Source organism: Ottowia beijingensis (genome assembly GCF_042680925.1).
GTDB lineage: Bacteria > Pseudomonadota > Gammaproteobacteria > Burkholderiales > Burkholderiaceae_C > Ottowia > Ottowia beijingensis.
Genome location: NZ_JBHUEP010000019.1, coordinates 45,967 through 58,450, shown reverse-complemented (window position 1 = coordinate 58,450; position 12,484 = coordinate 45,967). Strand labels below are relative to the sequence as shown.

The 12,484-nt window shown below is 64.8% G+C and carries 15 protein-coding genes and 3 tRNA genes; 7 read left to right on the top strand and 11 right to left on the bottom strand.

The genetic code is table 11. The features are described 5' to 3' along the window. The 11 genes from ACFSCU_RS18750 to ACFSCU_RS18700 all read right to left on the bottom strand — a co-directional run. Positions 1-183, bottom strand: a 183-nt coding sequence (locus ACFSCU_RS18750) for a GTP-binding protein (RefSeq protein ID WP_377559424.1), incomplete at its 3' end; no start/stop codon positions are given. Positions 184-256: 73 nt separating this feature from the next. Then, a tRNA-Thr gene (locus ACFSCU_RS18745) sits at positions 257-331 on the bottom strand. A gap of 39 nt (positions 332-370) precedes the next feature. Then, a tRNA-Gly gene (locus tag ACFSCU_RS18740) sits at positions 371-444 on the bottom strand. Between the two features lie 114 nt (positions 445-558). Further along, a tRNA-Tyr gene (locus ACFSCU_RS18735) sits at positions 559-644 on the bottom strand. A 59-nt stretch (positions 645-703) separates the two neighbouring features. After that, entirely contained in the window at positions 704-1,429 is a 726-nt protein-coding gene (locus ACFSCU_RS18730; protein ID WP_377561337.1) for a uracil-DNA glycosylase, read from the bottom strand. Between the two features lie 57 nt (positions 1,430-1,486). Beyond that, complete coding sequence (gene trpC, locus ACFSCU_RS18725) at positions 1,487-2,299, bottom strand: indole-3-glycerol phosphate synthase TrpC (protein WP_180550114.1); 813 nt, start codon at positions 2,297-2,299, stop codon at positions 1,487-1,489. Further along, entirely contained in the window at positions 2,292-2,438 is a 147-nt protein-coding gene (locus tag ACFSCU_RS18720; protein WP_180549130.1) for a hypothetical protein, read from the bottom strand. The genes trpC and ACFSCU_RS18720 overlap by 8 nt, the downstream gene beginning before the upstream one ends. Continuing rightward, a complete protein-coding gene (gene trpD, locus ACFSCU_RS18715; RefSeq protein ID WP_180550115.1) occupies positions 2,435-3,472 on the bottom strand; it encodes an anthranilate phosphoribosyltransferase in 1,038 nt (345 codons plus the stop codon). Before trpD ends, ACFSCU_RS18720 begins: the two co-directional genes overlap by 4 nt. 30 nt (positions 3,473-3,502) lie before the next feature. Then, positions 3,503-4,183: a LysE family translocator gene (locus tag ACFSCU_RS18710; RefSeq protein WP_180550116.1), complete on the bottom strand. Its 681-nt coding sequence runs from the start codon at positions 4,181-4,183 to the stop codon at positions 3,503-3,505. A 5-nt stretch (positions 4,184-4,188) separates the two neighbouring features. Beyond that, complete coding sequence (locus ACFSCU_RS18705) at positions 4,189-4,677, bottom strand: DinB family protein (RefSeq protein ID WP_377561336.1); 489 nt, start codon at positions 4,675-4,677, stop codon at positions 4,189-4,191. A gap of 22 nt (positions 4,678-4,699) precedes the next feature. Further along, a complete protein-coding gene (locus ACFSCU_RS18700) occupies positions 4,700-5,290 on the bottom strand; it encodes an anthranilate synthase component II (protein WP_180550117.1) in 591 nt (196 codons plus the stop codon). Between the two features lie 1,187 nt (positions 5,291-6,477). On the opposite strand from ACFSCU_RS18700, the gene ACFSCU_RS18695 reads away from it, so the two are divergent. The 7 genes from ACFSCU_RS18695 to ACFSCU_RS18665 all read left to right on the top strand — a co-directional run bounded on the left by ACFSCU_RS18695 (position 6,478) and on the right by ACFSCU_RS18665 (position 12,158). Then, complete coding sequence (locus ACFSCU_RS18695; protein WP_180550118.1) at positions 6,478-7,224, top strand: hypothetical protein; 747 nt, start codon at positions 6,478-6,480, stop codon at positions 7,222-7,224. Between the two features lie 118 nt (positions 7,225-7,342). Continuing rightward, positions 7,343-7,555 carry an AlpA family transcriptional regulator gene (locus tag ACFSCU_RS18690; protein WP_033448903.1) on the top strand — a complete coding sequence of 71 codons (213 nt, stop codon included), beginning with the start codon at positions 7,343-7,345 and terminating at the stop codon, positions 7,553-7,555. A 42-nt stretch (positions 7,556-7,597) separates the two neighbouring features. Beyond that, positions 7,598-8,473, top strand: coding sequence for a ParA family protein (locus tag ACFSCU_RS18685; RefSeq protein ID WP_033448900.1), 876 nt, complete (start codon positions 7,598-7,600; stop codon positions 8,471-8,473). After that, positions 8,457-8,705, top strand: coding sequence for a hypothetical protein (locus ACFSCU_RS18680; RefSeq protein ID WP_024002065.1), 249 nt, complete (start codon positions 8,457-8,459; stop codon positions 8,703-8,705). Before ACFSCU_RS18685 ends, ACFSCU_RS18680 begins: the two co-directional genes overlap by 17 nt. After that, complete coding sequence (locus ACFSCU_RS18675; protein ID WP_033448893.1) at positions 8,698-10,332, top strand: ParB family protein; 1,635 nt, start codon at positions 8,698-8,700, stop codon at positions 10,330-10,332. The genes ACFSCU_RS18680 and ACFSCU_RS18675 overlap by 8 nt, the downstream gene beginning before the upstream one ends. Positions 10,333-10,347: 15 nt before the next feature. Then, positions 10,348-10,908, top strand: a complete 561-nt coding sequence (locus ACFSCU_RS18670; protein ID WP_180550119.1) for a DUF2857 domain-containing protein — start codon at positions 10,348-10,350, stop codon at positions 10,906-10,908. A 2-nt stretch (positions 10,909-10,910) separates the two neighbouring features. After that, positions 10,911-12,158, top strand: a complete 1,248-nt coding sequence (locus ACFSCU_RS18665) for an STY4528 family pathogenicity island replication protein (RefSeq protein WP_377561335.1) — start codon at positions 10,911-10,913, stop codon at positions 12,156-12,158. Positions 12,159-12,484 lie beyond the last annotated feature (326 nt).

Here is a 12,484-nt window from a genome sequence, read left to right as displayed (position 1 = left end):
GATGCCGCGCGCTTTTTCTTCGGGGGCGTTGTCGATCTGGTCGTAGCTCTTGACTTCACCACCGAACTTCTTGCCCAGCACGGTGGCAATGGCCGCCGTCAGCGTGGTCTTGCCATGGTCAACGTGGCCAATCGTGCCCACGTTCACGTGCGGCTTGCTTCGCTCGAATTTCTCTTTTGCCATTTCTTCGACTCCGAAAAAATTAACTCAACATCAACAAACGACAGCCAGGACGCGTGCGCCACAGCCTCTGGAATGGTGCCCTTGGTGGGAATCGGACCCACGACCTCTCCCTTACCAAGGGAGTGCTCTACCACTGAGCCACAAGGGCGAAAACCTGAACTCAAGCCCGACACACAAACCGACCGACTGGAGCGGGAGACGGGAATCGAACCCGCGTCATTAGCTTGGAAGGCTAAGGTTCTACCATTGAACTACTCCCGCAAAGACACGCCTCAAGGCGCGTTCATCTTGCGTGAGCCCATGCACCCAGCCCTCGCCGAGCAACCGCCCATCCTAACGCTCATCGTGTCAGCCGCGTGTGACAGCCTAGCCTGCTGGTGGAGAGGGCTGGATTCGAACCAGCGTAGGTGTAAACCGGCAGATTTACAGTCTGCTGCCATTAACCACTCGGCCACCTCTCCGGCAGGGAACCATGAATTATGCCACCAATTGACCGGCCCCGGCAAGTGGTGTAGGCCGGTCACGACGCTGCGCCGAGCCAGTCGATCGGCGGCTCGCCCCGTTGCAGCAGGAAGGCGTCCGCCTGACCGAAATGCCCGCAGCCGATGAAAGGCACCGGCGGACGCGACGCGGACAGCGGCGAAGGATGGTTGGCCGACAGCCACAGATGGCGCTCGGCTTCGTTGCCAGCAGGCCGCATGGCCTGCGCGTGGGCGCCCCACAGCATGAAAACAAGCGGCCGCTCACTTTCGACCAGGGCACGAAAGATGCTGGAGGTCAGCGCCTGCCAGCCCAGCCGGCTGTGGCTGCCGGCCTGGCCCGCGAGCACGGTCAGGCTGGCGTTCAGCAACAACACTCCCTGGCGCGCCCAGCGGTCGAGCAGACCCTCGGGCTGGGGGGCGCGGCCGTATTCGCGCTGCAGTTGCTTGTAGATGTTGCGCAGACTGGGCGGCAGCCGCACGCCGGGCGCCACAGCGAAAGCCAGCCCGTTGGCCTGGCCCGGGCCGTGGTACGGGTCTTGCCCCAGGATGACCACGCGCACCGCCTCGGGCGGCGTCAGTCCCAGCGCACGCAGGGGCTGTGGCGGGAAGATGCTGGCGCCCTGGCCCAGCTGCGCCTTCAACTCCGCGCCCAGCCGACGCCCCTGTTGGCTATGCAGAAACTGGTGCACCAAGGGGCGCCACCCTGCGGCCACCTGATCAAGGTCGGGTGGCCAGCGTTGCAGCGTGGACTCAGGATCAGGCATCAAATCAGGCTTCAGCGCCCGTCCATCAAGCGCAAACAGCTATCTTTAATATAGCAATCAGACAAACAACTGCGCCAGCGCCTCGCCCGGCTCGTCGGCGCGCATGAAGGCCTCGCCGACCAGGAAGGCGTTCACGCCCGCATCGCGCATGCGGCGCACGTCGTCGCGCGTGTGGATGCCACTTTCGGTGACCAGCAGGCGGTCGGCCGGCACGTCCTTCAGCAGGCCCAGCGTGGTGTTCAGGCTGACCTCGAAGTTGCGCAGGTTGCGGTTGTTGATGCCGACCAGCGGTGTCTTCAGCTTCAGCGCGCGTTCCAGCTCGGCGCCGTCGTGCACCTCCACTAGCACGGCCATGTCCAGGCTGTGGGCGACTGCTTCCAGCTCCTGCATCTGGCCGTCACCCAGGCACGCAGCGATCAGCAGGATGCAGTCGGCGCCGATGGCGCGCGCCTCGTACACCTGGTACGGGTCGATCATGAAATCCTTGCGCAGCACCGGCAGCTCGCAGCTGGCGCGGGCCTGCTTGAGGTAGTCGACGCTGCCCTGGAAGAACTGCTTGTCAGTCAGCACCGACAGGCAGGCCGCGCTCACCTTGCCGCCGCTGTCCGTGTCGCCCACCGCGTAGCTCTGCGCGATGTCGGCCGGCACGAAGTCGGGGCGGATCACGCCCTTGCTGGGGCTGGCCTTCTTGATCTCGGCGATCACCGCCGACTGCCCCGCGTCGATCTTGCGGCGCAACGCGCCAATGAAATCGCGCGTCAGCACGCGGCTTTCGGCGTCCTCGCGCATGGCGGCCAGCGAGACCTTCTTCAGCCCCGCCGCCACTTCCTCGCGCTTGACGGCGACGATCTTGTCCAGGATATCACTCATCTTTTGATAGCTCCTCGCGCTGCTCCGGCGCCGGTTGCTTCAGAATTTTGACGAAAACCCGGTGCATGACAACCGCCGCCACCAGCGTGATCAGCGTCACGCCCAGGGCGATCCACACACCCTCGTCCTGCCACATCATGCCGCCTTGGCCAGCGATTGGGTGAACGCCAGCACCTGATCCAGCTTGGCCTGCGCGGCGCCGGTTTCGATGGCCTCGCGCGCGCGGTCGATGCCGGCCTTGATGGTGCTGGCCACGCCCGCCGCGTACAGCGTCACGCCGGCGTTCAGGATGACGATGTTCTTGGCCGGCCCGTCCTGGTTGGCCAGCACGCCCTTCAGCATGGTCAGCGACTGCTCGGGTGTCTCCACCTTGATGGCGCGGTTGCTCTGCATCGGCAGGCCAAAGTCCTCGGGGTGGATCTCGTACTCGCTGATCTCGCCGTTCTTCAGCTCGCCCACCATGGTGGCGGCACCCATGCTGCACTCGTCCATGCCGTCGCGGCCGTAGACGACCACCGCGTGGTCGGCGCCCAGCCGCTGCAGCGCACGCACCTGGATGCCCACCAGGTCGGGGTGGAACACGCCCATCACGATGTTGGGCGCGCCGGCCGGGTTGGTCAGCGGGCCCAGGATGTTGAAGAAGGTCTTGACACCCATCTCCTTGCGCACCGGCGCCACGTTCTTCATCGCCGGGTGGTGGTTGGGCGCGAACATGAAACCCACGCCCGTCTCGGCGATGCTGCGCGCGATCTGCTCCGGCGTCAGGTCGAGCGCGATGCCCAGCGCCTCGATCACGTCCGCGCTGCCGGATTTGGACGACACGCTGCGCCCGCCGTGCTTGGCCACGCGCGCGCCGGCCGCCGCGGCCACGAACATGCTGCAGGTGCTGATGTTGAAGGTGTGCGAGCCGTCGCCGCCCGTGCCCACCACGTCCACCAGGTGCTTGGTGTCGGCCACCTGCACCTTGGTCGACAGCTCGCGCATCACCTGCGCGGCGGCGGTGATCTCGCCAATGGTCTCCTTCTTCACGCGCAGCCCGGTGGTGATGGCCGCCACCATCAGCGGCGAGATTTCGCCCTGCATGATCATGCGCATCAGGTGCAGCATTTCGTCGTGGAAGATTTCGCGATGTTCGATGGTGCGCTGCAGCGCTTCTTGTGCGGTGATGGTCATGGTTGGAATCTTGAAAGTTGAGAAAGAAAGTCAGCGCGCGGTCGGCGCATCGGTCAGCGCCAGCCTGATGCCGAAGCCGATGAACAGCGTGCCGGCCAGACCGTCCAGCCAGCGCGTGGCCCGCTGCAACGCCCCGGCGCGCCGCGCCAGCCAGGCCGCCGCCAGCGCCCAGCCGATGCACACCAGCAGACTGTTGAAGGTGAACAGCAGCCCCAGCGCCAGAAACACCCCGCCCGTGTGCGCCGTGCCCGGCGCGATGAACTGCGGCACGAAAGCCAGGAAGAACAGCGCCACCTTGGGGTTGAGCACGTTGGTCAGAAAGCCACGGCGGAACACGATGGCCAGCGCGGATTCAGTATCAAATCGGCCTTCAGCGCCCGCCATATAAGCGCCAACAGCTATTTTTACAGGAGCATCCTGACCCATCGCCGAGCGCAGCATCTGCACGCCCACCCACACCAGATACACCGCGCCCAGCCACTTCAGCACGCCGAACGCCGTGCTGCTGGCCGCCAGCAGCGCCGACACGCCGAGCGCCGCGGCGGCCACGTGCACCAGGCAGCCCGCCGAAATACCCAGCGCCGCCGCCACGCCCGCCCGCGCCCCGGCGCGCACGGCGTTGGCGACGATGAACATCACGTCAGGACCCGGAGTCAGGTTGAGCAGCAGGCCGGCGGCGATGAAGACGAGCAGGTGCGAAGCGTCGGGCATGGGATTCAACCCCGCCGCTGGGGCTGGGTGCGGTGCAAAAAGACGGTCAGTGAATCGCGCGGCGGCTGGATGCCATGGGTCGCCAGAATGCGACCCGCGGCACCACGGTGATAAGCACCGTGCGCGATCAGATGGTGCAGCATCTCGCCGCGCGAAATGCGCCCGGCCTCGCCATCCGTGAAACGGAATGAGAGCACTTCAGCCAACGCCGCTGGCGCCAAACCATCCACGTAGTGCACGTACCAATCGTCACTGACACGCGCCTTGGTTTTCAGCGCAAGCAAGTCGGGCGTCTCGTCGGTGTTGGTGGCCGCATAACCGTGCGGCTCGCCGACCAAATGACCCGCAAAGATGCGGTCCACCACGAACGTGTGGTTGAGGATACGGATGAAAAGCTGAAGGTCAGTAGCAGTCAAAGTGGACTGCGCCATCTCACCCAATGTCATCAGTTCATCGTTGGCCCAACGCTTGTACTCGAACAGCGATTTCAGCATGGCATGCTCTCCACGGCGGCGTTCAGCGCAGGAAATTCGCCAACATCGCATGCCCATGCTCCGTCAGGATGCTCTCCGGATGGAACTGCACGCCTTCGATGCGCACGTCGTGGGCGTAGCCGGTGTGGCGCACACCCTGGATTTCGCCGTCGTCGTCGCTGGTGGCGGTGATTTCCAGCTCTTTCGGGCAGGTGGCACGGTCGATGACGAGCGAGTGGTAGCGGTTGACGGTGAACTGCGCCGGCAGCCCGGCGAAGACGCCCTGCTGCGTGGTGCTGATGGTGCTGGTCTTGCCGTGCATCTGCACCTTGGCGCGCACGATGTCGCCGCCGAAGGCCGCACCAATGGCCTGGTGGCCCAGGCACACGCCGAGGATGGGCAGCTTGCCGGCGAAGTGCTGGATGGCCACTACCGACACGCCCGCCTCGGTGGGCGAGCACGGACCGGGGCTGATGCACAGGCGGTCGAATTCCCCGCGCTGGAACATCGCATTGAGCTGCTCCAGCGTCACCTCGTCGTTGCGCAGCACGGTGACCTGCGCGCCCAGTTCGCCGAAGTACTGCACGATGTTGAAAGTGAAGCTGTCGTAGTTGTCGATCATCAGGACTTTCATCATCATAACTCCTTGTTTTTATTGATGTTTTTCATTACACACCACCTCCATTACACACATCATTACACACATCGACGGTCGATTGCGATGGACGAAGCGCAGGTAGAGGTCGGCACTGGGTCACAATGAATTTTGAGAGAGGCCGTAGGGTGCGCCGACACGGTGTACTGAGGAAGCGCCTCCGCTCGCGTGGCTGGCTTGAGGGCCAAGACAAAACGGCCAAGCTTACGGCCCGCGGCGACGCGGCGCGCGGGGCCTGAGCTCGAAGATGGGGCTGGGGTGCTAAGGGCATCGGGCAATCTCCTCAAATCTTGGAGCCGCCGTGCCGGAGTAGCCTTCTTTGAAACCTTGCCTGCCGGTACGGCGGCAAGGTGCGGTCAAGACCGCAACGACATGCCGCTTCCTATTGGAAGCGCCACCACAGAGCGATGTTGGTCGAAGCGGTACGAGTCATGGACAGACCAAAGTGTTGAATTAAAACGCTGGAAACCAATCCGGTGACTTCCGAACGCACTTCCTGTATCAGCCGTTCTCATTTTACCACGGGCATGCTAGCCAAAGTCCACTCTTAGAGAACAGACAACTCATCCTTCGGTATGCAGAGAACTGCGAGCTATTCGCCCTCTGATGTGATCTCAACCGCAACAAGGGCAAGCTACTGAGCCAAAGTGGCTACTCAGCATCCCCGCTCCACGTTGCGGCCTCCAACCGCACCAGCAGCAACATGAAGCAACGGCTTGGTGAGCGTCAAATCTGCGGTTCGCTGTCACCACAAACTGCTCGTGCGTAATGCTATCTCGATATATCAGCATCCTAATCAGATATCGCCCCACTGGATTCTCCCTGCAAATCCAAGGTTCCAAGCAGCAGTTGACGCTGCTTGCGGCTTCTGAAACCACTGGGCTATCAGGCCATACCCAAACGGTTTTGCGTAGATCGCTGCAACCCATGACGCTGCCAGTGTGAGGCCACTGTTGAGCCATACCTGCCAAGGCCCAGTCATCTGGATAGCTCACATATTTTTGCACATCGAGCGCGCGACGGCTACCTGCAAGAGCTGGTGAGAAGGCTCAAGCCCCACGACGAAGCGGGTCCCTGACCCCCGCTTCATGCACAGACAACAGGCCGACCATGCGGTTGGCACCAAAGGAGTCGGCCATGTAACTCTCCTGGAAGGGGATGGGAGCATGAACAACAATGCACCAAAATCAAAGGTGTTCTATCGCCCGATCGAAGCGTCCATCCGCTGGGCCGGGCTACTGCGATACAAACAGGTGATCCTGGCGTCGATCTCGTCGGCGCGGAACCTGCCACATTCGATGGACTGCCCGCGCTGGGGCGAACTGCGGCTGTACACCGAACGCATCTATGACGGCATCCTCAATGGGGAACTTCCCTTCGGACGGGACGGCATCACGACGCACGATACCGAACTGATCGACTCTCCCGATCTCACCGTCCGCCATGTCGATCTGAAGCGCTGGATGCGCCAGCACTATCCCGAACACCGACCAGGCTTTCTCTTTTCCCGTAGCGAGCGCATCGCCCATCCTTCCATTTCACTGGAAACCGGGCAAGCCATGCTGGTTGAGCAGTTCGCCCTGAAATCCGCCTTGGAGCAGTCCAAGCGCCAACTTCGCGAGCTGCAGGACACGCACGACGCGCTGCTCAAGCAGTCCTCGGTGATCCCCGCATGCGCGCAATGCTCGATCAGCGATCGGGCCGAGACCACCTACCTGAACATCATCGGGGGCATGCTGGAGTTGATACTCGGCCAGTCGCCCTCGGGCACGCCGTACTCCAGCTTCAAGACGCAGGAGGCCGTGGTCAGCGCATTGGTCGCCCATCACCACGGCGTCATGGGGATCGCGGAGCGGACATTGAACGGCAAGTTCGCCACAGCCAGGCGCCGGCTACATAGCGCCATCCTCTAAGGTTTTCCAGCTTGTTTAGGCAGCCGCGGAGATTGCATTGGCAATGTCTTTCCGCAGCCGCGTCTATTGAATAGAGGTCACGCCAACAAACGCCACTGAGCGTTCAGGAGTGACCGCCATGTCGCCAACACCTGCACTGCCGCCCAACGAGCGCCGCATCCTGCGCCTGGAAGAAGTCGAAGCGAAGTCCGGCTTCAAGCGTGCCCACCTCTACAACTTGATGCGCGCCGGCAAGTTCCCCAAGGCGCTGCGCCTGGGCGTGCGCGCCGTCGGCTGGGATTCCATCGAAATCGACCAGTGGATCGCCGAGCGCGTCAACAACCGGGCCTGACCCGTTCTCCCACGGACTTCCCATCCTCACCCGGAGAACGCCATGCAGGTTGTATCCATTGTCTCGACCAAAGGGGGCGTCGGTAAAACGACCACGGCCGCCAACCTGGGCGGGCTAGCCGCCGATGCGGGACTGCGCGTGCTGCTGCTCGATCTCGACGTGCAGCCCACCTTGTCCTCTTACTACGAGCTGGCCCACCGCGCGCCCGGCGGCATCTATGAATTGCTGGCCTTCAACGAGCGCGACCTCGGCCAGCTCGTGTCCCGCACGATCATCACAGGCCTGGACCTGGTGCTGTCCAACGACCATCGGGGCGAGCTGAACACCTTGCTGCTGCACGCGCCGGATGGGCGCCTGCGGTTGCGGCACCTGCTGCCGATGCTGGCTCCCCTTTATGACCTGGTGCTGATCGACACCCAGGGCGCGCGCAGCGTGACCTTGGAGATGGCAGTACTGGCCTCCGACTTGGCGCTGTCGCCTGTCACCCCGGAAATCCTCGCCGCCCGCGAGCTGCGGCGCGGCACCATGCAGTTGCTGGAAGACATCGCGCCGTACCGGCACCTGGGCATCGAGCCGCCGCCGCTGCATCTGCTCATCAACCGGGTCCACCCGGTGTCGGCGAACGCCCGGCTGATCCAGCAAGCCCTGCGTGACCTGTTCCAGGACCACACCGGCATCCGCGTGCTGGCCGCCGACGTGCCGGCCATCGAAGCCTATCCACGCGCCGCGACGCGCGGCCTGCCCGTGCATCGCGTCGAGTACCGCCAGCCACCGGGCAGAGTCGCCCCCGCCGCGCTCGACACCATGCGCGGCCTCGCCGGCGAACTGTTCCCGCAATGGCAGCACCGACTGGCTCGCGTGTCCGGCCGCCCGCCATTTCCTCTTGATACCGGGAGGCCCCATGGCGAACGCACATGAACTGGCCCGAGGCCACAAGCGGCTGCGCGCCCTGATCGAGTTCGCCGTCGGCGAGGGCTGGCACGTCAAGCGCACGCCAGGCGGCCACCTCAAATTCACGAAGGCAGGCTGCGCCGCGATCTACACCAGTTCGACGGCCAGCGACCACCGGGCCGCCCTCAACGCCCGCGCGCAGATCCGCCGCGCCGAGCGCGAGGCCCGGTCCGAAGCGCAGGGAGGCCGCCATGGCTGAAATGACCTCCCAGCAGATGGCCGGCAAGCTGCTCGCGGCCGGGTTCGAGCGCAGCGGCCCGTCCACCTCGGCCTTGAGCGACCCGATCGCCGACACGCCCATGGTCGTGACCCTGGACCAGTTGCGCCCCTACGACCACGATCCCAGGAAGAAGCGCAACCCAGCCTACGAGGACATCAAGGCGTCCATCCGTGAGCGCGGCCTGGACGCAGCGCCGGCGATCACCCGGCGCCCGGGCGAGGACCACTACATCATCCGCAACGGCGGCAACACGCGCCTGGCGATCCTGCGCGAACTGTGGTCGGAGACCAAGGACGAGCGGTTCTTCCGCATATCGTGCCTGTTCCGCCCGTGGCCCAGCCGCGGCGAAGTCGTGATGCTGACCGGCCACCTGGCCGAGAACGAATTGCGCGGGGGCCTGACGTTCATCGAGCGCGCCCTCGGCGTCGAGAAAGTCCGCGAGTTCTACGAGCAGGAAAGCGGCGCCGCCCTCAGCCAGTCGGAGCTGGCGCGCCGGCTCGCTGCCGACGGCTTCCCAGTCCAGCAGTCGCACATCAGCCGCATGAACGACGCGGTGCGCTACCTCCTGCCGGCGATCCCGACCGTGCTCTATGGCGGGCTCGGCCGCCACCAAGTCGAACGCCTGTCGGTCACGCGCAAGGCCTGCATGCTCGCGTGGGAGCGCTACGCCAAGGGCCGCACGCTGGTGCAGGACTTCGACGACTTCTTTCAGGAGGTGCTGTCGCAGTTCGACACGCAGGCCGACGAGTTCGCCCCCCAGCGCGTGCAGGACGAGTTGATCGGCCAGATGTCCGAACTGCTCGGCATCGACTACGACGTACTGGCGCTCGACCTCACCGAATCCGAAAGCCGCCATCGCGCCCTGATCAGCGACCCGACCCCACCATCGGCACCGCCCGCGCTGCCTGAGCCCGGCACCGTGGCACGCCCGCCCGCCGCGCCGGCCCCATCGGCCCCGACGCCGGCGACCACACCTGGGTCGCGCGAGCGCGAGGGCGGCTCGGGGACGGACGGCTCGCCCGCAGGAAGCCCCGTGGCGGCTCCTGGTGATCTGCTGCAGGGGCACATCGTTTCGCCTGCACCGACGACGGAGCGGCTGCAATCCATTCAGCGGATGGTCGCCGACGAGCTGGGGGATGCGCTGCCCGATTTTTCGGCCAACGTCTTGCAGTCCATTCCCGTCCAGGCGGGCGGTCTCTACCCGATTTCCGACGTCTGGCACATCGACGCGGGCCTGGACACGCCCGATCGCCTGCGCATCCACATCGCGCAGTTCGCACGCGAGATCGCGGGCGAGGCAGGCCTCGATCAGTGCATCGAGGACCGCGCGGACGGTGTGGGCTTCGCATGCCATCCCAACGCACAGCCCCCATCACCGCAGGGCCGCGTCGTGCTGGCATTGCTGGCGAGCCTGGCAGGCCAGAGCTTCACCGATGCCGATCTGGACGGCGGGCAGCTTGCCGCCGAACTGCCGGCGCTGCTGCACGGCCAAGGCGATGCGACCCGCCGCTTGAGCGACACCGCGCTGGTCAAGCTGTTCCGATTGCTGCGCCTGGCCCGGCGCCTGCTGGACCTGGAGTCCGGTGCCGCAGGCCCTGGGGCATGAAGGAAGGAGACCCGCATGGCCGCCCCGCACCCGCTCAATCAGGCCGTCATCGCCCAGGCGCTCTACGACCTGCGCAACGGCCAACTGCGCCGCTGCAAGGCGATGGGCTTCAGCGAGGCCGAGCTGGATGCGCTCAAGCATCCCGCCATGGTGAGCGTGCTGGCCAACGCCAATGTCTCGTGGTGTTCCGTGTCCGTGAACCGCGAGGTGCTCCGGCGTCTGCTCTCGCAGGCGCAGGACGTGGAGAAGGAAATCGCGACCGTCGATCGCATGTTGCGCCTGGGGGCCAGCACGGAGATGGTCAGCCGCTTCTATGGCCTGACCCATCAGGAAGTCGCCCTGCGCCGTGAGGTGCTGGGCCTGCCCAAGCGCAAGGGGCGTCACCCTGTCCTAGACGAGAAGCAGGACACGGAACTGTGGCGACAGTGGAAGGCAGTGACCAGCAGCAGGAACGTCGATCTCGAAGACGAAACCTCCATCCTCGATGCCGCCATGGACTTGGCCGAAGGCATGTTGCTGCCTCTGTCGGTGGTCTGGGCCTCAATCAAGAGCTGGGTCGATCAGGGGTTGGGTTGACCATGGCCGTGGACGACACCGCACCACGTCGTGGCCCCATCGCACTCGCAGACCTGTTCGACGCTGCGCTGAAAGACCTTGCGCCCAAGCCCAACGCCGACGCCCCCCCGTCCACACCCACGCCTGTCGCGATGCCCACGACCCCGACGTCTGGCGATGCCTTCCTGTTCAGCGGCAATCGGCACGAGACCGTACCGCGGCGCCTTTTCCTCGACCGTCGCCTGACGCCGTTGGAGCGCAACGCCTGGCAGGTCTTCCGGCTGATGCTCAACGACGATGGCGTGACGGCGTTCCCGACGTATGAACAGCTTCGGCCCTGGCTAGCGTCGATGCCCTGTGCCGGGCAAGCCTCGCACGAAACCGTGGCGCGTGCCCTGACGTTGTTGCGCCTCACCCGATGGTTGAGCCTGGTGCGGCGCCGCCGCGAGCCCAAGACCGGCCGCATCCTCGGCAACCTCTATGTCCTGCACGACGAGCCGCTGACCCCCTTTGAAGCGATGCAGCTCGACCCAGACTACCTGCAACTCGTCAGCCAGGCGCTCGGCCATTCGGCCAAAGCCGTGCAGATCGTGGGCCTGAACACACTCAAGGAAATCGCGGAAGACCCGCTGCTGTCCGGCCGCACACTGCCGTCACGGCTGCAGGTCCTGGCCGAACGTCTCGCCAGCCAAGGCATCACGGCGACCGAAAGTTATCCACAAGAGGATGCCACTCACGATTCCGAAGAAGGGGTTGCGAGCCCTCTTCGGAATCCTGATGACCCCACTTCGGACTCCGAAGCAGGGCCGAAACCCGCGCCAGACGCCTCTCTTCGGAATCCGAAGCAGGCCCGTACAGTACGTAGTCGTCGTATTAATGAAGTACGTACTACCGCGCAGGCGCGCGTGCTGGGCGACCTGCAATGGCCCAAACGCTTCGCGGAACTGAAGGCAGAGCAGCAGACAGGTGCGCGGGTGGCGTTGCAGCAGGTCGATGCCTCGCTGAGGCAGGCCGTGCTGGACGAATGGGCCACGCGATGCAGCAGCCACGGCATCCGCAATCCTGCGGGGTATCTGTTCGGCATCATCCAACGGGCCATCCATGGCGAGTTCAACGCCTGGGCCAAGAAAGACGCGCCATCTGCATACGCTCCGCCGAATGAGCGGCCACCACCAGCACCGCCACCATCCCAGCCGCAGGGCAAGCCGGTGCCGCCAGAAGTCGCCAAACAGCACATCGAGCGGCTGCGCAACCTGCTCGCCAGCAAGTGAGCGGGCCTGCAAGGCGGTGAAGTGGATGCCAGTGGCTTCCAGCAGAGCTATCCCCAGGGGGTAGTTCTACTGACGGCTACACGTCGAACCGCTGCACGTCAGGCCCCGATCGCCTGCGGCGGGATCGGCCTTGTCCGGGCTGAGCCGGGCGCGCAGCGTTCCTTGGCTCTCCATGGAACTATCCCCTGGGGATAGTTCCACTGACGGCTACGACGTCGAACCGCTGCACGCCAAGCCCCGATCGCTTGCCGCGAGATCGTCCTTGTCCGCGCTGATCCGGGCGTGCAGCGTTCCTTGGCGCTCCATGGAGCTATCCCCTGGGGATA

Bases quoted from the DNA above. Each gene is read 5' to 3' on its own strand.
- ACFSCU_RS18705 (WP_377561336.1), bottom strand. From the start codon at position 4,677: ATGCTGAAATCGCTGTTCGAGTACAAGCGTTGGGCCAACGATGAACTG.
- trpC (WP_180550114.1), bottom strand. From the start codon at position 2,299: ATGAGTGATATCCTGGACAAGATCGTCGCCGTCAAGCGCGAGGAAGTG.
- ACFSCU_RS18665 (WP_377561335.1), top strand. From the start codon at position 10,911: ATGGCCGTGGACGACACCGCACCACGTCGTGGCCCCATCGCACTCGCA.
- ACFSCU_RS18730 (WP_377561337.1), bottom strand. From the start codon at position 1,429: ATGCCTGATCCTGAGTCCACGCTGCAACGCTGGCCACCCGACCTTGAT.
- ACFSCU_RS18710 (WP_180550116.1), bottom strand. From the start codon at position 4,183: ATGCCCGACGCTTCGCACCTGCTCGTCTTCATCGCCGCCGGCCTGCTG.
- ACFSCU_RS18670 (WP_180550119.1), top strand. From the start codon at position 10,348: ATGGCCGCCCCGCACCCGCTCAATCAGGCCGTCATCGCCCAGGCGCTC.
- ACFSCU_RS18700 (WP_180550117.1), bottom strand. From the start codon at position 5,290: ATGAAAGTCCTGATGATCGACAACTACGACAGCTTCACTTTCAACATC.
- ACFSCU_RS18690 (WP_033448903.1), top strand. From the start codon at position 7,343: ATGTCGCCAACACCTGCACTGCCGCCCAACGAGCGCCGCATCCTGCGC.
- ACFSCU_RS18685 (WP_033448900.1), top strand. From the start codon at position 7,598: ATGCAGGTTGTATCCATTGTCTCGACCAAAGGGGGCGTCGGTAAAACG.
- ACFSCU_RS18675 (WP_033448893.1), top strand. From the start codon at position 8,698: ATGGCTGAAATGACCTCCCAGCAGATGGCCGGCAAGCTGCTCGCGGCC.
- ACFSCU_RS18695 (WP_180550118.1), top strand. From the start codon at position 6,478: ATGAACAACAATGCACCAAAATCAAAGGTGTTCTATCGCCCGATCGAA.
- ACFSCU_RS18680 (WP_024002065.1), top strand. From the start codon at position 8,457: ATGGCGAACGCACATGAACTGGCCCGAGGCCACAAGCGGCTGCGCGCC.
- trpD (WP_180550115.1), bottom strand. From the start codon at position 3,472: ATGACCATCACCGCACAAGAAGCGCTGCAGCGCACCATCGAACATCGC.
- ACFSCU_RS18720 (WP_180549130.1), bottom strand. From the start codon at position 2,438: ATGATGTGGCAGGACGAGGGTGTGTGGATCGCCCTGGGCGTGACGCTG.